The 24,445-nt window shown below is 63.9% G+C and carries 19 protein-coding genes; 12 read left to right on the plus strand and 7 right to left on the minus strand.

Annotated features, from left to right (window positions below):
• Positions 1–173 precede the first annotated feature (173 nt).
• The 4 genes from WH07_RS17900 to WH07_RS17915 all read left to right on the plus strand — a co-directional run bounded on the left by WH07_RS17900 (position 174) and on the right by WH07_RS17915 (position 7,973).
• Positions 174–1,154: a hypothetical protein gene (locus WH07_RS17900; protein WP_232788945.1), complete on the plus strand. Its 981-nt coding sequence runs from the start codon at positions 174–176 to the stop codon at positions 1,152–1,154.
• 466 nt (positions 1,155–1,620) lie between these two features.
• The gene (locus tag WH07_RS17905) at positions 1,621–3,600 is read left to right on the plus strand and encodes a type I restriction-modification system subunit M (protein ID WP_046501015.1); all 1,980 of its coding nucleotides are present in this window, start codon (positions 1,621–1,623) and stop codon (positions 3,598–3,600) included.
• Positions 3,597–4,868: a restriction endonuclease subunit S gene (locus WH07_RS17910; RefSeq protein ID WP_052744447.1), complete on the plus strand. Its 1,272-nt coding sequence runs from the start codon at positions 3,597–3,599 to the stop codon at positions 4,866–4,868. Before WH07_RS17905 ends, WH07_RS17910 begins: the two co-directional genes overlap by 4 nt.
• A 3-nt stretch (positions 4,869–4,871) precedes the next feature.
• Positions 4,872–7,973, plus strand: a complete 3,102-nt coding sequence (locus WH07_RS17915; protein WP_232788946.1) for a type I restriction endonuclease subunit R — start codon at positions 4,872–4,874, stop codon at positions 7,971–7,973.
• Positions 7,974–8,209: 236 nt separating this feature from the next.
• On the opposite strand, the gene WH07_RS17920 is transcribed toward WH07_RS17915, so the two are convergent.
• The 3 genes from WH07_RS17920 to WH07_RS41210 form a co-directional block, all read right to left on the minus strand.
• Positions 8,210–8,578, minus strand: a complete 369-nt coding sequence (locus WH07_RS17920) for a hypothetical protein (RefSeq protein WP_198533831.1) — start codon at positions 8,576–8,578, stop codon at positions 8,210–8,212.
• Between the two features lie 862 nt (positions 8,579–9,440).
• Positions 9,441–9,587 carry a hypothetical protein gene (locus WH07_RS39815; RefSeq protein WP_157877372.1) on the minus strand — a complete coding sequence of 49 codons (147 nt, stop codon included), beginning with the start codon at positions 9,585–9,587 and terminating at the stop codon, positions 9,441–9,443.
• 100 nt (positions 9,588–9,687) lie between these two features.
• Positions 9,688–9,918, minus strand: a complete 231-nt coding sequence (locus WH07_RS41210; protein ID WP_232788947.1) for a transposase — start codon at positions 9,916–9,918, stop codon at positions 9,688–9,690.
• A gap of 206 nt (positions 9,919–10,124) precedes the next feature.
• On the opposite strand from WH07_RS41210, the gene WH07_RS17925 reads away from it, so the two are divergent.
• Together WH07_RS17925 and WH07_RS42165 are read left to right on the plus strand one after the other, a co-directional pair.
• Positions 10,125–12,266: an AIPR family protein gene (locus WH07_RS17925; protein WP_046501017.1), complete on the plus strand. Its 2,142-nt coding sequence runs from the start codon at positions 10,125–10,127 to the stop codon at positions 12,264–12,266.
• Positions 12,267–12,775: 509 nt separating this feature from the next.
• A complete protein-coding gene (locus WH07_RS42165; protein ID WP_079023319.1) occupies positions 12,776–13,072 on the plus strand; it encodes a transposase in 297 nt (98 codons plus the stop codon).
• Between the two features lie 389 nt (positions 13,073–13,461).
• On the opposite strand, the gene WH07_RS17930 is transcribed toward WH07_RS42165, so the two are convergent.
• Together WH07_RS17930 and WH07_RS17935 are read right to left on the minus strand one after the other, a co-directional pair.
• Entirely contained in the window at positions 13,462–14,019 is a 558-nt protein-coding gene (locus tag WH07_RS17930; protein ID WP_046501018.1) for a GNAT family N-acetyltransferase, read from the minus strand.
• Positions 14,020–14,029: 10 nt separating this feature from the next.
• The gene (locus WH07_RS17935; protein ID WP_232788948.1) at positions 14,030–15,352 is read right to left on the minus strand and encodes a hypothetical protein; all 1,323 of its coding nucleotides are present in this window, start codon (positions 15,350–15,352) and stop codon (positions 14,030–14,032) included.
• Between the two features lie 295 nt (positions 15,353–15,647).
• On the opposite strand from WH07_RS17935, the gene WH07_RS37685 reads away from it, so the two are divergent.
• From WH07_RS37685 to fxlM, 4 genes are all read left to right on the plus strand, one after another.
• The gene (locus WH07_RS37685) at positions 15,648–16,118 is read left to right on the plus strand and encodes an ATP-binding protein (protein ID WP_052744448.1); all 471 of its coding nucleotides are present in this window, start codon (positions 15,648–15,650) and stop codon (positions 16,116–16,118) included.
• Positions 16,118–16,558: a DUF6415 family natural product biosynthesis protein gene (locus WH07_RS17945; RefSeq protein WP_157877373.1), complete on the plus strand. Its 441-nt coding sequence runs from the start codon at positions 16,118–16,120 to the stop codon at positions 16,556–16,558. The genes WH07_RS37685 and WH07_RS17945 overlap by 1 nt, the downstream gene beginning before the upstream one ends.
• Before the next feature lie 112 nt (positions 16,559–16,670).
• Entirely contained in the window at positions 16,671–17,669 is a 999-nt protein-coding gene (locus WH07_RS17950; protein ID WP_063775787.1) for a helix-turn-helix domain-containing protein, read from the plus strand.
• On the plus strand, positions 17,666–18,991 hold the full coding sequence (gene fxlM, locus WH07_RS17955) for a methyltransferase, FxLD system (protein WP_079023321.1): 1,326 nt from the start codon (positions 17,666–17,668) through the stop codon (positions 18,989–18,991). The genes WH07_RS17950 and fxlM overlap by 4 nt, the downstream gene beginning before the upstream one ends.
• Here the strand turns inward: fxlM and WH07_RS39820 are convergent.
• Positions 18,936–21,347: a hypothetical protein gene (locus WH07_RS39820; protein ID WP_157877374.1), complete on the minus strand. Its 2,412-nt coding sequence runs from the start codon at positions 21,345–21,347 to the stop codon at positions 18,936–18,938. The two genes, fxlM and WH07_RS39820, sit on opposite strands and share 56 nt — an antisense overlap.
• A 113-nt stretch (positions 21,348–21,460) precedes the next feature.
• Between WH07_RS39820 and WH07_RS17960 the strand changes: the two genes are divergently transcribed.
• Both WH07_RS17960 and WH07_RS17965 read left to right on the plus strand, forming a co-directional pair.
• Positions 21,461–21,922, plus strand: a complete 462-nt coding sequence (locus WH07_RS17960) for a hypothetical protein (protein ID WP_157877375.1) — start codon at positions 21,461–21,463, stop codon at positions 21,920–21,922.
• A gap of 454 nt (positions 21,923–22,376) precedes the next feature.
• On the plus strand, positions 22,377–22,937 hold the full coding sequence (locus WH07_RS17965) for a hypothetical protein (RefSeq protein WP_046501021.1): 561 nt from the start codon (positions 22,377–22,379) through the stop codon (positions 22,935–22,937).
• Between the two features lie 223 nt (positions 22,938–23,160).
• Here WH07_RS17965 and WH07_RS17970 read toward each other — a convergent pair whose 3' ends face one another.
• Positions 23,161–24,414 carry a Dyp-type peroxidase gene (locus WH07_RS17970; protein WP_046501023.1) on the minus strand — a complete coding sequence of 418 codons (1,254 nt, stop codon included), beginning with the start codon at positions 24,412–24,414 and terminating at the stop codon, positions 23,161–23,163.
• Positions 24,415–24,445: the final 31 nt, after the last annotated feature.

Here is a 24,445-nt window from a genome sequence, read left to right on the forward strand (position 1 = left end):
CCGGACCCCACCATCGAGAGGGGAGCCACAGACCATGTGGAAACTTCCTGACTCCGTAGCCCAGCGATCCCCGACGCCCCCCCCGCCCCCCCCCCGCCTGCCTCCCCCTGCCCCAGCGCGTGCAAGCGCTGACAGAACTCGCCAACACCGCAGTGCAGCAAGGCGACCCGAGCATGGCCTCCACGGTCTACAACCAGGCCGCCCTGATCGCCTCCGACGTCGGCGTCCCGGCCACCGCCCGCGCACTCTGCCACCAGCACGCCACCGCCTACCTGAACGCCACCCCCCTGAACGCTGCGGCGGCCATCCGCGCCCTCGAACCCGTCGTCAACCTCGCGCGCCTCCAGATCCGAGCCGGGCACGCCGACGACGGCCGCCGTCATCTCCTCGCCCTGTACGACGCCGTCACCACCGGGAGCCCCGTCCAGGTCGAGAGCATCACTGTGCCTGCGGACCTCGTAGCAAGCGCCGCCGAACGCCACGATGTCCGCGCCTGGCTGTGGAGCGTCGTCCTCGCCGACGGCACCCGCGCCCTGACAACCGCCGGCCGCTGGGCCGAAGCGCTCGTCCACGTCGAGACGCATTGCGGCGTCGGACAGCGGATGCTCGACGGTCGCCAAGTCGCCGTCCTCGCCGCTCTCACAAGCGGAAATAGCCTCGCCGCAGACAGCCTCCTGGCCAATACAGCACCCGAAGAGGCATGGGAGAGGGCCGTCACCGACTGCCTGACCGTCCTGTGCCACCAGGCGTCGGGACGACAATGGCAACGCTCCCTACAGGACCTGGCAACCACCTACCTGAAACGCCCCGATCGGAACGGCCTGGCCGTCTTTGACACAAGACTCGGACTCGCGGTGCTGGACCTGGTCGACTCCCCCAAGCATCCTGCAACGCGGCCGGTGGTCACGGAGCTGCATCGCCGAACGATAAAGACGACTGACGGCTACGCCGCACGAGAGACCCTTGCACACCCGATGTTCGCGATCCTCGCCACCGACGGGGAGGCGCAGGACTGCCGTGCACTCCTCCACGCCTGCGCGCTCGATACCGGGACGCTCCCGGAAGAACTAAGCGGCCAACTCGCCACCGCCCTGCGCACCAGCAACCGTGTCATTCGCCGAAGCATCGACCACTCGGACAAGGTTGCACTATGAGCGAGAATGATCTCGGTCGGGCCTTCACTGGGCTGTCGTGACGAATCGTGACCACAAACCGTGGTGCTGTAATCGACATTGTCGCGTATGCACACCCGGAAGCTGGCCGTTGCACCGCAGGTCAGAACGCTCCTTACCACTCTCGGCCTCCCGGACAAACATCTAGAAAGCGTGCTGCTCACCGCCGACCGACGACGCCTCGCCTTCAATCCCTTCGCCCCCTGGCCCGGGTCCGTTCCGGCTCCGGGGATTCCTCCGCCGCCGACCTGCAGAACGCGACCGGACAATGTGGACTTGCGGCTGCGTGCTCACCACGAACGACTCCGTCGTGGCCGACTTGACGTCGTGCGACGCCCTTCGAGCGGTGTCGCTCCTGTCAGTGGCATCATCTAGGTTCCACCGAACGGCCAGCATTGGTCAGCCTCAGCGAGCCCCGCCCTTATGTAGGCCAGGAAGGACAACTCAAGTGGTCGACCTGAAGAAGGACGTCTGGGCCGTCGCCGACACCTTGCGCGGTGTCTATGCCCGCAACAAAGCAGGGGATGTCATCCTGCCCATGACGATCCTGCGCCGCCTGGAGTGCGTAATGGCACCCCACCGCGCCCAGGTTGCCGCGATCATCGCCCAGCAGCCGAACGAGACGCTGCGCGTGAAGATGATCAAGTCCTTCACTGGCAGTGTGAAGTTCTACAACACGACGAAGCACACCCTGGCCTCGGTGTACGACTCCGGCGACGACATGGCCGACAACCTGCTGGACTATGTGCGCGGGTTCAGCAGCGACATCGACGTCTTCGCGAACTTCCACCTACCCCAGCACATCGAACGGATGAGGAAGGGCGGCATCCTCGCCACGATCGTCCGCCAGTTCCGCGATCTCGACCTGTCGCCCAAGGCCGTGCCGAACTCCAAGATGGGTGAGCTGTTCGAGCACCTCATCTATATGGACTTTGAGTCGTCCAATGCTGAGTCCGGTGACCACTACACTCCGCGCGACGCGATCAACCTGCTTGTCGACTTGCTGTTCGCCGAGGACGACAACGCGCTGTCCGGCGACGCCATCCGCAGCATTTACGACCCCACCGTCGGCACCGGTGGCATGCTCAGCGTGGCAGAGGAGCACCTGCACCGCATGAACCCGGACGCCGAGCTCCTCCTGTACGGGCAGGAGCTGCGTTCCGAGTCCTACGCCATGTGCCGCTCCGACATGCTCGCCAAGGGCCAGAATCCCCAGAACATCGTGCTGGGCAATACCCTGACCAAGGACCTGTTCCCTGACGACAGGTTCAACTACATCCTCTCCAACCCACCCTACGGCGTGGACTGGAAGAACATCGCCGAGGATGTGGAGAAGGAGCACAAGAGGGGCTTCAGTGGTCGCTTCGGGGCTGGCCTGCCCCCGACCTCCGACGGCGCCCTGCTGTTCGTCCAACACGCCATCGCCAAGATGAACCCCGCTAACAGCCAGGACGGCGGCGCCCGCGCCGGCATCGTCCTGAACGGCTCCCCGCTGTTCTCCGGCGGCGCCGGGAGCGGCTCCAGCAACATCCGAGGGTGGCTGCTGGAGAACGACTTGATCGAAGCCATCGTCGCGCTGCCGAACGACATGTTCTACAACACAGGCATTCCCACCTACCTGTGGATCTTCGACAACAACAAACGCCCCGAGCGTCAAGGCAAAGTGCAGCTCATCGACGCCACCGCCCTGGGCGCCCAGATGGACAAGTCCCTGGGCTCCAAGCGCGTCAAGATCAACGATGCCGCCCGCGAGCGCGTGCTCCAGCAGTACACGGACGTGGAGTCCTCGGACACCTCCAAGATCTTCGACAACCTCGACTTCGCCTCCTGGCAGATCACCGTCGAGCGGCCTATGCGGCGGAACTTCGAGACCACACCTGAACGGGTCGCCCTCGTCGCTGAGCACAAGACCCTCAGCAACATCGACGGCCTCATCGACGCCCTGAACTCCTTCAACGGCGGTCAGTACCTCAACCGCGAGGACTTCCTCAACGACCTGGGTAAGCACCTCGGTTCCCGCAGCATCAGCCTGACCGCCGCGCAGCGCAAGGCCCTGTGGCAGACCCTCGGCGAGCGCGACGAGAACGCCGACATCTGCCGCTTCCAGTCCGGCAGGAACAAGGGGGAGCCGGAGCCCGACGTTCCACTCCGCGATACCGAGATCGTCCCCTTCGGCTGGAATCGGCATCCCAAGAGCCACGACGCCAAGGACGCCACCATCAAGGCGTACTTCAACGCAGAGGTTAAACCGCACATCGAGGACGCCTGGATCGACCACACCAAGACCAAGGTGGGCTACGAGATCCCCTTCACCCTCCACTTCTACAAGTACGTACCCCCGCGCACCCTCGCTGAGATCGACGCCGACCTCGATGAGTCCCTGCAGGACATCCTCGGCCTGCTGCACAAGGTGGAGGCAAGCAAGTGAGCACTCCACTTCCCTGGGGAGACACCCAACTGCCGTGGACGATCGGTAAGGTCAAGCACCTGGGCAGCGTCACTCTCGGCAAGATGCTCCAGGCAAAAGACACCGGCCAAGACGTCCTTGCTCCGTACATGAGGGCGGCCAACGTCCAGCCTGACGGCGTCCTTGCTCTGGACGACGTGAAGGAAATGTGGTTCTCACCCTCTGAGCTGGACGACCTCACCCTTCGGCAGGGTGACGTGGTCGTGGTCGAGGGCGGACAGGGAGGCTTCGGACGTGCCGCGTACGTCGGTGAAGACCTTGACGGCTGGGGGTTCCAGAACTCGATCAACCGTGTCCGGTCGAAAACTGGTAATGATGGGCGATTCCTTGCGTACTACCTGATCGCCCTGCGCGCCACCGGGTTCCTCCGGAGGTACTGCAACGTCGTTTCCATGCCGCACCTGACGGCCGAGAAGCTGGCTGCCATTCCCCTCCCGCTTCCCTCCGGTCCTGAGCAACGCGCCATCGCTGATCACCTGGATCGCGAGACCGCAGAGATCGACAGGCTCATTGCCGCGCTGGAGCGGTTCATTGGACAGCTGCAGGAACGACGTCAAGCTGTCGTGGAGCATGAGCTTGCGGAGGTCGTGCCGGCGGCGCACGGTACACGGCTGAAGCACCTGGTGCGGTCCGTTCGACAGGGGTGGAGCCCGCAGTGCTTTCCTTGGCCTGCAGATGGAGTCCAGACCTGGGCAGTCTTGAAAGCCGGGGCGGCCAACCGTGGGGTCTTCCGCCCGGAAGAGAACAAAGAGCTCCCCGAAGACCTGGAGCCGCGTCCGTTGACCGTGGTGCGGCGCGGCGATCTCTTGGTCTCCCGAGCCAACACCCGTGACCTTGTCGGTAGCGCTGCAGTGGTGTCCGGAGATTACCCGCGGCTCATGCTGAGCGACAAGCTCTACGCTCTCGCGCTTGACGAGTCCAAGGCTTTGCCCCGGTATGTCGCCCACCTGATGGCCAGCCGCCGAGTCAGGGATTTGATCGAGATCGCCGCGTCTGGCGCGAGCTCTTCGATGCTGAACATCAGCAGGGACGACATCGTGAACCTGCCGATGAATGTTCCTGAGCCTGCTGAACAGTGTCGCATCCTCAAGCACCTGGACGGGGAAACAGCGGAGATCGACATTCTGATCACGAAGACGCAGCGGCATATCGAGCTCGTCAGGGCGCGCCGTAGCGCGCTCATCACTGCGGCCGTGACCGGCCAGATCGACATCCCCGAGGAGGCCTGAGCCGTGGTGGACCTGACCTACGAGTCGGAGTTCGAGCAGCGCATCTGCGAATACCTGGCCGCCCACGGATGGGAGTACTCCCCGAACGGGGAGGGATACGACGCCGAACGTGCCCTGTTCCCAGAGGACGTGTTCGATTGGTTCAGGGACCTGGACCCGCAGGCATGGAAGCGCAGCATCGGTTCCGGCCCGCGGGCAGCCTCAGTGAAGGAGGCTCTGCTCGACCTGATCGTGCAGCTACGCTCCACCCCGCTGGACAACAGGGGTGGTGGCCCTGGCGGGACCCTGCAGTTGCTGCGCTCGAACGTCCCCGTGGGGCTGCGCGACGAGATGAAGATGGTCCAGTGGCGCCCGGCGGACCCGACGAACGCCACCCGCATGGCCGCCTACGGCAAGGTGCGCCTGCGAATCATGCGGCAGGTGCACTACTCGCGGCAAAAGCCTCACGACAGCATCGATCTGGTCGCCTTCATCAACGGTATCCCGGTGGCTACGTTCGAACTGAAGACGAACTTCAAGCAGTCCATCGACGCTGCGGTGAAGCAGTACGCCCAAGACCGCAACCCCAAGGGAGAGCCGCTGCTGGCGTTCGGTACCGGGGCGCTGGTGCACTTCGTGGTCACCGAGTCCGAGGTCGGCATGACCACTCATCTCGACGGTGAGAACACCTACTTCCTGCCGTTCAACCAGGGCAACAACGGCGGCGCAGGCAACCTGGTCAACGAGCACGGGCCGGCCACCGCCTACCTGTGGGAGCAGGTCATGGCCCGCGACACGTGGCTGGACATCTTCGGGTCCATGCTGTTCGTGGACGTCAAGACCAGCGCGAACGTGATCACGCGTGAGCGCAAGACCTCGACCAACGTAATATTCCCGCGCTTCCACCAGTGGCAGGCCGTCTCGCGGATGGTCGAGCAGGTCAAGGCTGAGAGCGTGGGGGGACGGTTCTTGATCCAGCACTCAGCCGGGTCGGGCAAAACGAACACGATCGGATGGACTGCACACCGCCTGTCCAACCTGCATGACCCCACCGGTCGCAAGGTCTTCGACACGGTAATGGTGATCACTGACCGCACTGTGCTCGACGACCAGATGCAGCGGGCGGTCCTGCAGATTGAGGGCAAGCCGGATTACGTCTACAACGTGGACAGGAGGGCCCGCACTGACGAGGGCTCCAAGTCCCGTGCGCTGCTCAAGGCCCTGCAGGACCGTCGCCGCATCGTGGTGGTGACCATCCAAACCTTCCCGGCCGTGCTCAAGCTCCTGTCGCAGGACGACTCGCTTGCCGGGCACCGGTTCGCGGTCATCGCGGATGAGGCGCACTCCTCGCAGGCCGGTGCCACGGCTAAGAAGGTGCGCCAGGTACTGCGCGTCGGCGGGCAGGAAGTCGACGAGGGTGCGGAGATCGACGCCGAGGACGCGATCAACGCGTTTGCTGACGTCCCGACCCCGAACGTGTCATTCTTTGCATTCACCGCCACCCCGAAGCCCAAGACGATCGAGTTGTTCGGGCGCCGCAAGACGCCCGATGCCAAGCCGTCCGCGTTCGACGTGTATTCCATGAAGCAGGCCATCCAGGAGGGGTTCATCCTGGACGTCCTGCCTCGCTACCAGAGCTACGGGACCGTTTACCAGATCGCGGAGGCGATCAAGAAGAACGGTGTCAACGTTTCCGCCGACGACGAGGACAACCTGGTCGAAAAGACCGCAGCGGCCAAGGCACTGAAGCGGTTCGTGCGCCTTCACCCAACGAACATCGCCCAGAAAGTCGAGATCATCGTCGAGCACTTCCGTGCCAATGTGGCCGGCCTGCTGGGCGGCCACGCAAAGGCCATGATCGTGACATCGGAGCGCAAGCACGCGCTGCGTTACAAGCTGGCAGTCGACAAGTACATCAAGGCCAAGGGGTACGACCTGGGTACCTTGGTTGCCTTCTCCGGCACCCTGGACGACCCGGAGTCCGGCATTCATGACGAGGTCTCCGAGGCCAAGATGAACCCGGGTGCTGGACCGGACTTGGCTGAAGCGTTCGCCGAGCCGAACTATCGCGTGATGATAGCCGCGGACAAGTTCCAGACTGGGTTCGATCAGCCACTACTGTGCGCGATGTACGTCGACAAGCGCCTGGACGGCATCCAGGCCGTGCAGACCCTCTCGCGTCTGAACCGCACCTTCCGGTCAGGCAACCTGGTCAAGGACCGGGTATTCGTCCTGGACTTCATCAACGAGCCCACAGACATCCAGGCGGCCTTCGCGGAGTACTACGAAGAAGCCGAGATCGAGACCGAGACCAACCCCAACCAACTGCACGTGCTGGCAATGGGGTTGAGCACCTTCGGCATCTTCGACACCCAGGACGTAGCCCAATTCGTCCAAGGCGCCCAGGACGGTGACCGCAACGCGATCACCGCAGCGATGAGCCGGGCCCAGGACCGATTCGCCCAGGCATGGGACCACGCGCAAGCCGACGAAAACACTCAGGCCGTGGAGCGGCTGGAGCAGTTCCGGAAGAACGTCTCCTCGTTCGTGCGGCTGTACGACTTCCTGTCTCAGGTGTACGACTACTCCGGCTCCCCGCTGGAGGACCTGTGCGCGTTCTGCCGTGAACTCGCTCAGTGGATCAAGGCCGAGCGGACGCACGACGAAATCGACATCTCAAGCGCACGGCTGGTCGCCATCGAGCAGAAGGACAAGGGCGTCACGAACGCCTCGGTCACGGAGAAGGGCGACAAGCTGACCGGGCCGAGCGCGCTGGGCACGGCCAAGGTGAAGGACCCTGAGATGGTCCCACTTCTGGAGGTCATCGACACCCTCAACACCTTGTTTGACGACCTGTCGGAGTCTGCCGTCGCCGGACTGATGGCGCTTGTTATCCAGGCGGCGAAGTCGGATGAGGTGCTGAGGTCGCGGGCGCTGGAGAACAGCCTGGAGAACTTCCTGAAGTCCGAGAAGGTCCGTGACCGGATCCTCGATACCCTGCTTGCCGCCCCCGGGGAGTTGGGGAAGGTAGTGGCCGAGGTCGTCGGCGATGGCAAGGGCCTGGACAGCATCATCGCCGGCGCCTTCCACGGGGTGCGTCTGGACGCCGAGCAGGAGGCTAGCTGACGACAGGGAAAACCACTGCCTGGACCTGGACGACCAGCGCGATGCTCACTCGAAGTGGTCATAGTGGCTGTGGATTTCGCAGCAGGCTAGGCATGGCACGTAGGCCGCAGCCTGCAGCGCTTCTCCGCCTCGACTGCCTTGGCCAACAGTGTTCCGATTTATGTTGTCGCCTCGTCCTGGAGGGCAACCCGTGCCGGTTTTCCTCATGGAAGACGGCCGCTGAGTCGGCCGTGCAGTCATGGCCGGTACCGCACCAACAACCGTCGCTCGCGCCGGTCCACATCGACGAGTGTCGTGTCACCGACGAGAATCCACTTGCGCCAGTAGGCGGCACCACCATGATTCACACCGAGGCAGGAGCACTCGCAGTCATCCCCCGTCGCCTCCTGGCAACGGGTGTCGCAGCGTTCCGTCGTAACGAACTGAAGGATCACCTCGACCTCACCGAACCGGTCAGCCAGGGCCTCCACAATCGTCCGAAGGTGCGGACGGGCGATCTCCCAGCGCCGCGGGCTCGCGTCGCCATTCCACTCGGGACGTACACGCGCCCCGAGTTCTTCCTTGATCCACCGCCGGTTTGAGCCACCCTGGAAGGGCATCCACACCCACAAACGCTGCTCACCGATGTGTACGGCGCACCCACGGACGAGTCACTCGCACCACCCCCAGAGCATGGTCATCCCGAGGGGGCTGTCGTGCCAGAGGATCTTTCTGGCCATCAGGAGGAAGGCCGTCGCGCAAATCCTTGAAGAGGGTCACGGTCCGGTCTCGGGGGACCGTCGCGCCCTGGTGGGTGGGTTTCCAGTCTGAAGGACGCCCCGTCTCTGCTGCTCGCATGCAATGACCATCGGGCGTTCTGCGCATGGTGGCGCGCGCCACACCGTCGCTCACCTAGAACCTGCCTTGTCGATCATGTGACTAGTTGTTGCCCGAGTCGTTGGTGTGGTCATGAGGCGGGTGATCTGACGGATGCCGAGCGGGAGCGGTCGCGGCCATGCCTGCTGGCCAACAACGGGCGTTGTGGGTGGCGGCGGAAACATCAGCCGGTGATCGACAGGAAGCAGGAGTCTGCGTGCCCAGCCCAGCAGCCCTGACGATCGCAGGTATTCGCGGATTGCCGTCCGTGGCCCGGCTCTGGTCGACCGTCGGAGGGGCATTCCCTCTCGCCGAACTCGCCACCCACCACTTCTCTGCCGAGAGCCAGCCGCTGGTAGAGATATCCAGCTTGCTACCGCCGTATTCCTCGTACAACCGGCCTTCACCGCTTCCTCGGGCTGCTTCCCGAAGGGTCCGCGGGCGCTCCCGGAGTCCAGCCGGGGGCGTCTATCTAGCAGCGCACCAGTACATCCACGAGCGAGTAGAAACGAGTACGGCTATGCATAGCATCACCCAGGAGTTAACGGCGACGCCCGCTGAGCACACCACCGTCCTGTCGGCGGCTGAGCGTGGCCCGGAGTGGATGGACGCCTACTGCTGTACGCCGTGGTGCACCATGGACCACAGCGGCCCCGGCGCAACCGCCGAGTGGCACCAGGCCGCCCCGGCGATCATCCCGCCGCTGGAGGCCCAGAACCACGACAGCAATGCCGAGCCGTTCCTCACCGCCCACGTCACCACCTCCAATGGTGAGCCCGACGGTTCGGCATTCGGACCGAGCTGTGGATCTGGACCGGCGGCGACTCCTACGAGCTGGATGAGGAGCAGACCGACCGGTTCATTGCGAACATCGAGGCGTTCTTGCCGCAGCTCCGCGCGGCGCGCGCCCTGCTCGCCGCCCCTCGGCCCGGCGGACGGCCTCGCGCAGCCGGTCGTGCAGCTCGGCCACCAGGCCCGCGTCCCGCCAGCGGGCGAAGAAGGCATACACGCGCGGCCAGGGCGGAAAGTCGCAGGGCATCGCCCGCCACTTGATGCCGTTGTCGACGAGGTAGCGCACCGCGTCGATCACGCTGCCGGTGGCAGTAGCCTTCCGGCCGCCCGCCCCGGCCTGCCGGCCATCCCGGCACCGGCAGCAGTTCCCGCACCAGAGCCCATTCGGCATCGCTCATGTCCCACCCTTCCACCGAGGCCCTGAGCGTTACTAGGTTCACCGCCACCCTCTAGATCACCTGGGTAGGCTGTGTGGTCAGGGCGAGACCGGGGAGTGGAATCAGCATGGGGAAGAGCACGCCGGGGATGCCGCTGGAGGTGCGCCAGGTTCGCGAGGCGCTGCTGAGGGAATTCACTGAGCGGATCTCCATGGATGACTACGAGAAAAAGGATCCCACGGAGCGTGAGACTGCTCTCTTGTCCCGGGCCGTATCGGCGAAGGCAGCTCGTATCCTGACCGATTGCACTTCGGACGAGGCCGCCTCTGGGGTGATCGATGGCCGGGACGACTTTGGCATTGACTCTGTTGCCTTCTCTGCTTCTGGAACGGAACTCTGGCTAATCCAGGCAAAATGGAAGAACTCGGGCACGGCAGGCTTCGATACCGAAGCAGCGCTCAAGATTATTCATGGCCTCAAGAAGCTCGATAATCGGGATTTCGATCACTTCAACGAGCGTCTACGGCTCCTTGGAGACCGCGTCCACGGCGTTCTCAAACTGCCCACCTGCAAGGTGCACCTGGTCATCGCTCTTATGGGAGATGGCCGTCTCTCACGCGAGACGCGCAACATCCTGGATGAGGCTGCCCGCGAATTCGGTGGTCTCGGCCGCACTGTCGAATACCGGGTAGTGGACCAGGCTGACTTCCACCGAGCCATCCGGGAAGATCTACAGCCGGAACCGATCACTCTCACTGCTAAAATGACCGAGGGCTGGCACGACCGCGAGACCCCTTACAAGGCCATCGTTGGTGAGGTAAGTGCTGCGGAACTTGCCCAGTGGTATGCGGACAATGGCGAGCGCCTTTACGATCGGAACGTTCGCAAGTCTCTGGGGCTCACCGGAGTCAACAAGACCCTGGTCGACAGCATGCTTGAGGATCCAGATGGCTTCCTCTACCGTCACAATGGCATCACGGTGCAGTGTGACACCATCGAACGAGAGTTCTTTGCAAAGCGGGCAACCGGCGCACCCATCTCTCTTACCCTCCGCAACGCAAGCGTCGTGAATGGAGCGCAGACTGTCACTTCGGCAAACCGGGCCTTCGAGAAAGACCCGGACGCGGTGGCGGAAGCTTACGTCTCCGTGCGGATCGTCTCGGTGCAGGGGGCGCCCGAAGGGTTCGCACAGAGCATCACCAAGGCGACAAATACACAGAATCACATGGAGCGGCGGGACTTCATAGCCATCGATCGGGTCCAGAGCGAGATTCAAAAGGACTTCAAGCTCTCCCTCGACAAGGAATACGTCTTCCGGCGCGGAGAAATGGACCCGGCTCCCGAGTCCGGCTGCTCGGTCATTGAGGCAGCTACCGCCCTCGCCTGTGCGTATCGGGATCCGACCTTTGCAGTTCGAGTCAAAGGGTCTACTGAGGCTCTATGGAAGGAAGGCGCCGACGGCGCCTACACCCGCCTGTTCGGACAACAGCCCAGCGCCTACCAGGTCTGGCGTTCCGTGCAGGTCCTACGAGAAATCCGCGACGAGGTCACGAAGCTCCGGTCAATTCTATCTGGGAGGGCAGCGTCCATCGCGGACAATGGGGCGCTGCTGGCCGCCCATCTCGTGTTCCAACGCATCGGCAGAGAGGCGATTGAAGAACCTGACAGCGACTGGGACACGATTCTGCAGGGCGTGCCCAACCAGGTACGAAGTGTAATGGCCTGCCTGATCAACGTGGTCGACGAACTCTTCACTAACAAGAGCTACATCACGAGTACTTTCGCCAGCGAGGAGAAGTCCAGGCAACTGGTCCAAGCGGTCCTGCTTACGCTCGACGCGGGAAATGGCACCCCTGACCTGTCGGCGTTGACGGCATCCAGCAAGAAGCGTGCGAAGCGTCCGCCGACTGTCCACCTTCTCGTGGACCACGACCTCATTTCTGAGGGAACCTCACTGGTGTACGCGCCTAGTGACACTGAGGAGCGGGCCATCGGCGCCTGGCTCGACCAGGATCCGCGTCGCCGCCGGGCTACCTGGCTCAACGACCGTAAGGCACCGATCCTTTGGGAGGCCGACGGCCGAGGCTACTCGCCGAGTGGGCTGGTGAGCCGCATCTGGCAGCAGGCCGAGTGGCGGGAACAGTGGAGTGCCGTCCAGGGGCCCAAGCAGTGGCGGGTCCCCGGAGAAGGAACGCTGGTGGAAATCGCGGAGCGGAAGTGGCGACAACTGGATACTGAAGAAGAACTCGCCGAAATCGACCGGTCCTAGCTCGACCTCGCAGTCCAAGGAAAGGGCGAGGTGCTGACGCCTCCGATGACCCTCGTCGAGACGGAGCAGGGTAGAACAACTGAGCAGCGCTGAGACTCTAGGTGCTCTCCTGGCTCAAGATCGCTGGCACGGTGCGGGGTGGGCGCTTCAGCACGCGCAGGATGCGCCAGCCGTGGTCCAGAGCGTGTCGGCCGCGGCCCACGCAGCGATCCGCGAGGCGGGTGCCAAGCCGTACCTCTACGGGTGCGGTGAAGGGAACCCGGCCTAGGCCTACAGCGGGATGCTGCCGTGTGTTCTGCTGTATGGCCACAACGGGTGGCACCAGTCAAGCACAGACGAGTCACTCGTACACCTTGGCCAAGCAGTCTGAGGGCGTGAAGGGAGGTCACGGGTCGGGCCGCGCTTGCAGGCGTTGTATACGTGCCGTTCCACGGGACCTTCTCGCATACCGGCATAGAACTGTCCAACAGATAACATGACTACTCCGTGCGGGGGTCGTTAATGCGGGCATGGGGCGGAGCAATCTGACTAATACAAGGCGGGAACCGCTGCGCCCATTAATTCCGGCCGACGACACGCGCGGCAGTCAATGCTCTGATTACCGGCAGATGATCGACGGGATTCTGCATCGAGCACGGAGCGGCGCGCGGTGGCGTACTTGCCCAAACGGCTCGGCCCCTGGAAGAGGGTCTACGAACGCCATCGGCAGCTATCCAGCGAAGGTTGTGATCAGGGAGAATGTGCTGTTCGGCAGTTGCAGTTCCAGTTGCATTCACCCCCGTTCAGCACCGTCCGAGTCCTGGTAATCGAACCGTCGGCTCCAGGTCAGGACGCCCGCGAACCACCGTGAACCGCCGAGCGAACAGTTGGAAAGCGTGTTGGGGGCAACCCCTCACGAGTTCGAATCTCGTATCCTCCGCAGCCGCCCACCAGGGCAGTGTTGGCCCGGACGCGTCTGCGTCCGGGCCGACTCCGTTGTGTGGGTTGCAGTCGCCTAGTTCAGGCAGCGGAGGCTGCTGGTCCGGCCGGGCCCAGAGGTGTCCGTCGATCTTGTCCGCGGTGTCCCTGAGGACGCGGTCGATCAGGTACTGATACCGGCAACACAGTCAAAGCGGCAATATCACCAAGCTGGGCACCGCCATCGCTTCGACCTGCTCGTCCTTGGCAAGCCGGAGTGGCCGCGCTGCGCAAGCGGCTACTCCGGGGAGAGGGCTGCCCATTCGCGGTCGAGGATGGCGTGCACCACGGAGTCACGCCATCGGCCGTTCTTGAGGATGTGCTCGCGGATGGTGCCCTCTTCGACCATGCCCGCAGCCGCCATGGTCTTCGCGGACGCTGTGTTGAGCGGGGACCGCGCTCCCCAGATTCTGTGCAGGTCCAGGTCCTCGAACCCGAGGCCGAGCAGGAGACGTACGGTCTCCAGCCCGTAACCAACACCCCATGCCTTGGGATGCAGCGCGAAGCCGAAGGTGGCCGCGCGCTGCTGGTGGGGATCGAGGGCGATCCGGCCGAACCCGATCAGCTCGTCCGTCTTCCGCTCCACGACAGCGAGCGCGTACTCACTGCGCGGCTCCGCCGCGGCCGACGTGATCGAGCGGACCACGATCTGTTCGACCTGCTCGTGCGTGCGGGGCTCGAACGACAAATGCTCGACCGCCTCGGCACTGCCGTAGATGGCGAACACGGCGGCGATGTCCTCGACGGTGAGTTCCCGGAGGCCGATCCGGGTGCCTGATCGCGTGACCGGGTACATGATCCGGACTCTACCCGCGGGGCAGGGCCGGCCGATGGGCCGGGAAGGCTTCGATCTCTGCGCGAAGATCGCGGGCGACAACGGCCGTATGCGCAGGGTTGCTTGTGAGTGCCTGGCGGACGCGCATCGCGGAGACGACGATGCCGTTGTTCCGGTGCGAGGGAGGCAGGTCCAGCACCGGACGGATGGCTTCAGCCGCTCCCTCCACATCCCCGCTGAACAGCCGGACCAGCGCGAGGTCGCACTGCGCCCCGGCCAGATCCCCGAAGGCCCAGTTGGGTTCGCTCGGATCGGCGAATCCCTGCACCGCGCGCTCCGCCTGCGCGGTAAGTCGTTGATCGCCGTGGCCCAGGAGCGCTTCCGATTCCACCTCGTAGTAGAGCTGCTTCTCGGGCGCGTAGGTGAGCAGCCCTCCGAGCTGGTCCAGATCGTCGGGCACCACACGCTCCCGCCTTTCCGTAGCCTCCCGGTTGGCGGTGAGCGCCGTCTCGGCATCGCCGAGGCGCGCGGCGGCGCGGGATTGGAGACCGAGGAGCCACAGACCTACGGTTCCCCGCAGATTCGCCGTGGTCTCGGCGCCCTTGCTCGCGTAGTGGTAGGCGTCCCCGGGCATGTCCGCCCAGTAGGCGATCAGACTCTTGAGACCGTCGGTGAGGGCGATGAGCCCGGGGTGTTCGGCGTCCTTGGCACAGGATGCCGCCACCCGGGTCATGGTCATGGCCTGGTGCGGCACCTCCAAGTCGTTGAAGCCCTTGGCCACGAGGAACGACAGCACAGCGCCCTTGAAGTTCAGGTCACGCAACTGCGACGGCCGGACTCTGCCGCCCTCCAGAAGCCGGAAGACCTGGTCCTGGGTCTCCAGCAGGTCATCCCAGATCGATGCCAGAGGTTCCCGCGGATACGCGGTCACCAGACGCGTCACCTCGTCGTCGAGAAGGCCCAGCGTGTCATCGCCCACCGTCTGACGGTCCTTACCGAGGAGGAACTCCTTCGCGCGTCGCACAGCCATGGTGCCCGTCCTTTTCATCTCATTCAGATCCACGCCGGAATCGGCTTGGAGTTCGGTCGGTGACGCGTCGGTCAGAGGAGCGAAGTTCGCCGTGGCTTCCGCGGGCACATCCGTCCAGAGGTCGTCGATGCTGTGGTTCAGCATCTGCACGACGGTCGGCCGGAACGCCCGCTGCGGCCTACGGCCTTCGTAGATCCAGCCCTCAACGGTCTTCAGGGCGGGGACCTCGGCGCCGATCTCGCCGGCGACCTTCCTGTACTCCAGGAGGAAATCCTCCGGACTTCGTACGCCACGCGCCTCAAGAGCGTGCCGGAAGAACAACACGGGTGCCTCCGATTCCGTCCGCAGAGCACGTCACTGCCCGCACGTCACTGCCCCGACGGTAGAACGCTGTCCCCATCAAACTGCCCGATTCAGACGGTACTTAGCGAGTCCGAGGGAAACCCGAGGGATGGCAGAGGAAGCCGTCAAATGCGCCTCTCAAAGCCGAGGGCAGATTGGGGGTAGAGCCGTCCGGGACCGGTTGCAACGCTTGGAGTCCCTCACCGAGGGTGCCCAAACAAGCACACAGGGCCGTGTCCACCGCTGGGTCGGTCCTGCGCTCCTCCCAGAGGACGTGATGACGACGACAGCCGTACGGACACCTCTCGCGCGCCACCGCCGCGACGGGGACGTGATGAACGAGCACATCGAGGTCGCTCCCTGCCGCGATGGCGGACCGCCCCGCGTTGAGGACGCATGCCAGGTAGGAGTCATACGCCGTATCGCTGCCGCCAGACTGAGGCACTGCGGTCTTGAGGCGCTGACCGACACGGTGTTGCTGCTCATCTCCGAACTCCTCACCAACGCGATGACGCACAGTGGTACCAAGGAGATCGATCTGCGCCTTGCCGTACGGGACGGCTTCCTGAACCTCACCGTCATCGACGGAATGCCGGGCCGCGCCACACCCAGGCACGCCGATGACAACGCCGTGTCGGGGCGCGGCCTCCTACTCGTCGAGACCCTGGTGGAAGAGGCCGGCGGGAGCTGGGGGACCAGCGACGGCGGCGCGGAAACCTGGTGCAGGATCCCGCTGGGGACGCCGTGATGTCCGCGGTGGCAGTGGCGGAACCGCTTGCTGACTTCGGCATTCCTGTCCGTACGGTGACCCAGCAGGCTGGGCTTTTGGCGCCGCTGACCATCGACTCGTACCGTCCTCGCCCCGCAGAACCCGCGTCGGACGTCTCTGTTGCGATGCCCGTCTTCAACCCTCTTTGCGACGCTCTGGAGGCGGTGCTCGGAGAACACGCCGATCCGGGTGCCGAGGAGATCGACCAGGCTGACGCGCAGTTCAGAACCGTGCTGCCGCTACTCGTGCGCGTCGCCGACTGGCACTCCGGCCCGGCGGTCACCGAGGCCGTAGACAGAGTGCAAACCGTATGGGCCGAGGCCCGGTCCGACAGCGCCCTTCTCATACGTGGGCAGACGCGTCGCTTGGCCGTCGCTGTCCTCGGCCTGGTTGATCTGCTGGTGGAGGCACTGTCATGAGCGTTCTGTCGACCGGGCCGCTCCTGCTGCCCCGGCTCCGCTTTGGCCCCGCGGACAGGCCCACATAATCCGCTCCGCCTCCCTGTCATCGTTCGTAAGTCCGAGGAGTTTCGTGCAGCCCAAGCCGCTGGACACGGCACCGTCAGTCCATGCCCTGATCGGCGCAGAGCTCAGATACCAGCGCGAAAAGAAAGAAATGTCGCAGAGCGAGGTGGGGCGACTGCTGTTCCTGACCGGCGCCTTCATCGGAATGCTGGAGTCGGGTACGCGCAGAATGCGGCCCGAAATCGCACTCAAGCTCGACGAACTCCTCGACTCCGGTGGGTTCTTCTTCCGGGTCTGCGCATCACTGAAGGAGTTACGACGGCCGGACCAAAGCATTGAGGCAGTCAAAGCCGAACAGAGCGCAAAACGTATCCAGGAGTATGCCCCGCAGCACATTCCTGACATCTTGCAGACGGAAGCTTACGCGCAAGCGGTCATCCATTCTGGCCTCCCAACGGCAGCCGAGGAGGCAATCAATGAACTTTTCATGCCAGTGCTCGAACGCGCAAAAATGCTCCAGCATCCTGATCCCACCGTGTGGACCGTACTTGACGAGGCCGTCCTCCGGCGAATGGTCGGCGGTCCTGCGGTGATGGCGGAGGCGCTACGCCACATCGCCGAGCTGGGGCGTCGGCGCCGCATCGTTGTGCAGGTACTGCCATTCGTAGCCGGCGGACACCCAGCAATTGACGGCGCCCTGAAACTGATGGCCTTCTCTGACGCACCAACACTGGCCTATCTGAAATGCTTCGCGTCTGGCCAGTTGGTTGACGACCCAGCAGCGGTGGCACAGTACGAATTCGCGTTCAGCCTGATTGGCGCCAGCGCGCTCTCACCATCTGATTCATTGGACCTGATCGAGTCCATGGCCAGGCATTACGAACTGAAAAGCAGACGCACACACAATCTGCGCACGGTCCTGCTGTGTAAATCCGAGCGCTCCGAGCCGGACCTGGAACACGGCTCGGCGCCGGATGTATCGCACAGGAAGAAACCTCCTTCCCACCAGCTCCTCCCCATGCCCGACCGACCAGAAACCACAAAGGAAATGACGGTAACGGAATGACTACTGTCAGCGACTCGACTGTCCGCGATTCCGACGCGCTGCGCGCGGACATGGTCAGCGCACTCCGTGATCAGGACGGGATCACGTCCGAGCCTGTCGCCGCTGCCTTCGCCGCAGTGCCCCGGCACCGGTTCGCGCCGGACGCGCCTCTGGAACTCGCCTACGACCTCCACCGCACCGTGCCGGTCAAGAAAGACGAGAACGGCCTGGACATCAGCGTCATGTCCGCGGCTCACCTTCAGGCCGTGATGCTGGAGCAGGCCGGCATCGAGCCCGGCATGAGGGTGCTGGAGATCGGATCCGGCGGGTACAACGCCGCGCTCATCCAGGAACTCGTGGGCAGCGACGGTGAGGTCACCACGGTCGACATCGACCGTGACATCGTCGACCGCGCCCGGCTGTGCCTGGACGACGCCGGATACACCCAGGTGAAGACAGTCCTCGCAGACGGCGAGTCCGGTGTTCCCGATGGAGCGCCGTACGACCGGATCATCGTCACCGCGGCCGCATGGGACATCCCCCCGTCGTGGATCAGCGGCCTCACAGGGAACGGCCGGCTCGTCGTCCCGCTGACTGTGCACGGCACGACCCGCTCGATCGCGTTCGACCGCGACGGCGAGGGCCTCGTCAGCCACTCCTACCGTCTGGCGCGCTTCGTGCCCATGCAGGGCGAGGGAGCTGTCAAGGAACGCAAGGCGTTGCTGCGAGACGGCATCGCCGTGCAGACCGACGACGCTCGGGTGCCCCTCAACGCGGAGGCCCTGAATCGCGCCCTGGACACACCCAGGCTGCAGTGCTGGTCCGGAGCGGCGTACGACCTGCCCGACGAGCTGGAGCTGTACCTCACGCTCAATCTGTCGAGCGTCGCCCGGCTGCACGCGTCCAAGGATGTCGTCGGCAGCGGGCTCGTGGACGCATCGGCCCTGCTCGGTGTACCGGCACTGGTCAGCGAGGACAGCATCGTCTACCGCACGCGCCGCGAGAACGGGGACACCGGCGGCTTCGAAAGCGGCGTAGTCGCCCACGGCCCGCAGGCCGAAGCGCTCGCGGACCAGTACGTGGAACTGCTCCGGCGCTGGGCCGAGAACCACCGCCGTCGGGGAGCGGCAACGATCACGTACCTGCCGGGTCCTGCCCCGTCCACCCTGTCCCAGGTCACCGTGCAGAAGCGTCACGGCATTCTCGCAGTGTCCTGGCGCTTAAGAGGCCATGATCACTCGCGCCAAAGAAGTTCCGGCCCAAATCCGCTCCGCCGACCCTGGCCTCCTAGCTCTCCCGCCTCCCCTCAACTCTTCTTGCCACTTCATCAATACTGCGGCTAAGCGCCGAGGAAACAGCGGGCCAGTCGAACCCACCGTCAGGATGAGGCGCCTCTTCCCAACAGGTATCCAAGTACCCCACGAAGTGACGCGCCCTTTCCAGCCTATCTTCGATATATCTAACGTCCATGATGATCTCCCTGAAGCCCTCATCAAGGATGGGCGTATCAACCACGACGGCATCAACATAGACAAATTCAGTGACCAACTTCCGCAGAATGTAAGCGCCTCTTTGCGTAATTCGCAACCGAGTTGGCGCTTCCTCGTCCGCCATGGCGAAATCGCAAAGCTTCGCGCGTTCCGCACGAGAAAAGGCAGAACTGATCTGCAGGTCACGATATCCCAGCGACTGCAGGTACGAGAATACCTCGCTCTGGAAAACATAGCCCATATCGGAGTGGGGACTTTGAGATGACCTCAAACAGTAATCAATCATGTGGGGCACGAGAAAGTGTTCAGATACGTTCAACGAGACCACATCAAACATGTTCGCAACAAACGAGTTATCTGGCGAGTAATGCTCGTTGTCCCCATAGATCACCGCACGAAGAAATTCATGCAGCGGAATAAAATAGGATCCTCTTTTGATCTTAATTTCAAGAATTTTACCCGTGTCCACATGGCCGCTGCCGACGAAGATCGTTAGCAAGTCAAGGGCGTCACGAACATTTCCCGCACTGACGTTATCGATACACTCTGCCAGAGAGGGATTGCGATCGATGGAGTCGGTGATTACCTCAATATATTCGAGCAGAAGATGACTTTCTACGGACACGCCCTCCCCGGAAAGAGATAAACCGCCATCGCGCAGTTGCTCCAGAGCGAATTCAAGGCGCTTCTGTACTACAAGGTCGATTCGGGGAGGCGAGATAGTGAAAACGCGGTTCTGATAGGCACTCAGAGAGCCCTGCCTTCGACTCTTGTTGTAGGTGGAAGGCCGCAACGTAACAAAGCAAGTGACTGGCCAAGTCTCTGCCATACTCTGAGCGATAAGGAATACCTCTTCCTGAAAGTCGTCCTGCCTTTGGTCAATGTTGTCCAAGAAGATGACTACGGTCCTGCGCTCGCCAGATGTTAGGTGCTCGATGGCCTTTTTGAGATGGCCACTCTTGTTTTCAATCTTCGCAGCTAGAAGTTCCACCTCTTTCAGGCGGTAGGCTGCTGGATCCGCCTCGCGCAGAAAGCCGTAGATACCCTCCCGAAGGGCCAGCAACTCACCGTGATAAATTCCTCGAACAAAGGCATCACTTGCAAGGTTCAAATGATATTTATCGCGAAGTTGACGCTCGAATGAGTCGAGAACATAGTTCTGCAAATCGGTACGCAGGGCTGGCTCCCTACCGAAGTCAACGTAGAGAACAATCCCTCGCTTTAACTCCTCGCTCGCCTCCACTGACACCAGGTTCTTGATGAAGCTCGTTTTACCGACGCCAACGTCTCCAAGCAGGATTACGGGCCTCTTTGTTACACTTTTCGCCAACACGGCGTTGAGCAGGTCTTTGGAAACACCCCTCTTGTCGCTCGCAGACGTGACAGTCTTTTTAACTCCCTGCCCGGATGCAGTGTAACGGTTTTTTAGGATTTCCTTGCTGATCAAGGCATACTGAGAGAGCGCACCACTGCTGCAATAGCATTTCTCAATGAACTCATCTTTAAAATCCTCATCTTTTACGAGGTCCTGCAAAAAAATCTCGCCAAGAGTCCTGAGCTCGTGTTCTAGTTCATTCCTCCTCTTAACTCCTGGATAGCGAAGAAGTCGGCGGGACAGCTTCTCCGGCGGAGGGGTTAGCGCCTCACTGGTGACGCGACTTTCGAGATACCTCCGCTCAATTGCAGGGTAAGAAAGGCAATTCCAGAGTGTTTGAAAGTCATCTCTCATTTCGGCGAGGCTGCGGAAAATAATTGCGCGCCCGCGCGTTGGCGGGACGCCATCTATGCGACTTCCGATGAAAGCAACGAGCTGGCGGCCGTTGCAGGCAACGGCTATTGGAATTCCTCGACTCGTGCAGTACCCTCCAACCTGCTTTAGGGCAGCGTCTAAGTTTCCGTTGTTTCGAGCCAGCGTGGGCAGTGAGATTTCCCTCGCCTTGGCATCTACTGGCAACTCAAAATGAAGGCCCTCCTTTTTGGCCTCCACAATCATCTGACGCTTAGGCAGACCTAGAACGTAGTCGGCATACAAGCCGTCATGACTTTCCTCGGGCGTACATTGATCTTTGGGCCATTGCAGGGCATCGAAAACGATTCGATCGATCAGATGCAGACGCGTGGTCGCCTCATTCCGACTCCCGGAGTCGTCATCAGAAGAAGCTAAGCCTGAAATGACTTCGAATCCGATCTCGTATTTTGACGCGGCCACGACCAATCCCCCTGTTAATCAAAAGCCCCAGATAAGCTATGGTAACCGGCGCCTAGTGCTTCGCGACCCTCTTTGTGTCAAAGTGCTCGCGAGAACCTCCCGACGCTCCGCTCATGCGACTGGCGTCGTACAGAGTCCGTGCGCCCCACCGCCGAGAGGACACCCCGGCAGCCACTCGCCGCAAGGGCTGGGCAGCATCCGTCCTCAACCGGGAGCAGCCGGACCCGAACGGTCCCAGCAACGTCACCTTCTATCACTATCGGTTGAAGGTGACGGGCACGCCGGTCGTCAAGGGCTCGCCGAAGGTCGGCGGGTACGTGACCGCCGACCCGGGCAAGTGGGTCCCGGATGCGAAGTTCAGCTACCAGTGGCTCGTGAACGGCAAGCCGGTGGCGGGCGCCACCAGGTCGCGGTTCCACCTTGTGGGAAAGTACCTGGGCGACAGGGTGAGCGTTCAGGTGACCGGCACATGGGCCAACGGGACGTCCAGCACAGTCGAGTCGAGGCCGGTGACGGTGACGGTCGGTCATGTACGGCACCGGCACGAAGAGGTGCGGGGTCACCACACGCACTGACCCCTGTTGTGGCGACGTGGCCGGGCCGCACCACCGGCGCGTCGCGGCGGTGACGCTCACCATCCGCTGGATCACCGCCACTTCGGACGGATCACGGCCACTTCGGACGCGCCCCTCGCACGTCCGGTACGGATCGCCACGCCGATGGCCCGGCAACGGCCGGCGGGCCCCGCAGGTCGACCAGGGGGTTGCCGGGGTCTCGGCGAAGTGGCGAACATCCGTTTTCCGCCCTTGAGCGCCAGCTCAACTTCCGTGCCGGAGAACGCACATGCGCCGGTGGGAAAGGGCGTACGGGCCGGGTTCTCAAGGCCCGTGAAAGTGAAGCGTCGATAGACTCGTGGCGTTGATGCGGCCAATGACGGCCGATGGCGGTCGGTGGCGGTCGGTAGCCGTCGATAACGGTCAATGTTCGCCGGTACGGCGCCAGCGGGCGGACGGGGAGGGAGGGACGCCGGTGTGCAAGGTGGATCGCGACGCCGCAGCAGTGACTGCGGCGGCAGCTCTGACGACCGCCCACCCGCATCTGAGCCACGAGGCTTCTCCGCATCCGGCGCTGGAAGGGTGCGAGGGCGTCGGGTGGTTGTCCGTCTCCGGCTGCGCGGTCGATGTCCCGGTCATCCTGCGCGGGCTGCTCGACCCCGACGCGGCCGAGATGGCCGAACGAGCACTGGACTGGCTCGTCATGTCAAGTCCGATGTCCATCAGTGCCACGATGCCGGCGGTCCTCCCGTACCTGCTGCGGCTGACCGCCGACCCATCGGCCCCACGCCGGAACGAGTTGTTCGGGCTCGTACTCGTGGCCGCCGCCCTGTCCGCACAGACCAACCCCGCCAGCGCATGGGATTTGGCGGTCAGCGGCCCTGAGCAGGACCATCCTGAACGGGCCCTGTGCCGAGCGGCATTCGTCGCCGACGCGGCCTGGGTGCGACGCCTGCTGGCCGACGACGAACTGCTGGCCGGCCTTCATCTGGATGAGGGCGACCGGGCGTCACTGGTTCAGGTGGCCGGACTGTAACGCGCAAAGCGTCCCGGGCAAGCCGACAGCGACTGCCGCCGGGCTGCTCGGGCAAACCGACTACCACTGCCGTCGGGCTCCGGTCCCCGATGGCCGGCCGGCCTCGGCTGTCGGCCCGGAAGGGCCCGGAAGGCTCGGGCACACCAACACGCCAACGTCCCGCCCGACCGCACAGCAGCCCACCAGACCGCCGGACCCAGCCCACCGGCCCAGCACCGCGCCATCAGCCGAACAGCGTCGAACCGAGCGGGCGTTGCCGGTCGAAGCCGGGGAGGATCAGGAACGTCGCGCTGGCGGTCGTGGTCGTGAACGGCAGCAGCGCGTCGGAGGTGTCCATACGGGTGAGCGTGGCCGTGAAGGTCCGCAGGTCGTTCTGGAAGCTGATGAAGAGCAGGCCGGGGGCGGGCTCGTCGGTGCTGTACGAGCGGCGGAGCATGAGGCCGACGCCGACCACGGTGGGGTGCGCCCTGCGCACATGGGCGTCCACGGGTACGAGATAGCGCCCGTCGGGCGTCTTGGCGCCCAGTTCCGGGCCGGAGGCCACGGCGCCGCCGGAGAGGGGTACGCCGCTGGACCGGCGCCGCCCGAAGACCGCCTCCTGCTCGGCGACGGACAGGGCGGCGAACCGTTTCAGGTCGAGTTCCATGCGCCGCAGTACGGCCAGGGTGCCGCCGGCGACCGCGGGGGGCCCGGCCAGCCACAGGTCACGTTCCTGCTCGGCGGTCGTGTGCGGGCCCACGATGCCGTCTATGAAACCGAGCAGGTTGCGCGGTGCGGTACGGCCCTCGGCGACCGGCACGTTCGTACCGCGGCGTCCGGACTGCCGCCAGCGTTCACGTACGCGGTCGCCGGCCTGGTCCAGGAGCGCGGCGGCGACGACCGGTACGACCAGCGCGTCGCCGGCGCAGATCTGTATCAGCAGATCACCGCCGCGTGCCCGCGAGGCGATCCGCTCGCGGGAGAACCGCGGGAGGTCGTCCGCGCCAGGCAGTGAAGCACCGGACGGTGTGGCACCGGGCAGCGAAGCACCGGACGGTGAGGAACCGGGCAATGACGCACCGGCCGCCCGCACCAGCCGCGGCCCCACGCCGACGGTCACGGTCAGGTCGCCCGGGGACAGGCCCAGCAGCCGCGGGTCGGACCCGGCGGTGAGGGCACGGATGGTCTCGCCGAGTTCGGCCAGTAACGGGCCGGGCGCCACCCCGGTGCCGAGGTCGGCCACCACGGCCAGCAGGTTGCGCTGGGCCGACCGCGGAAGCGTGACGCCCGCCTGATGCCGGCCCGTAGCCGGAACCGACTCCGACTCGGCCGCGGCCGCCCTCTCCGGATCCGGCGTGTCCCCGGCCGCCGCGGAAGGACCGGACCGACCCGGCCCGGCGGAGTCCCATGAGCACCCGGCGAGAAGACCGGCGGCCACCGTGGCGCCGGTGACATCGAGGAACGCGCGGCGTGACGGATGGCGATCGGCGCGGTGCATGATGTGCAGAGTGCCACACCGGCCTCCCGCC

The organism is Streptomyces odonnellii (assembly GCF_000981895.1).
Taxonomy (GTDB): domain Bacteria; phylum Actinomycetota; class Actinomycetes; order Streptomycetales; family Streptomycetaceae; genus Streptomyces; species Streptomyces odonnellii.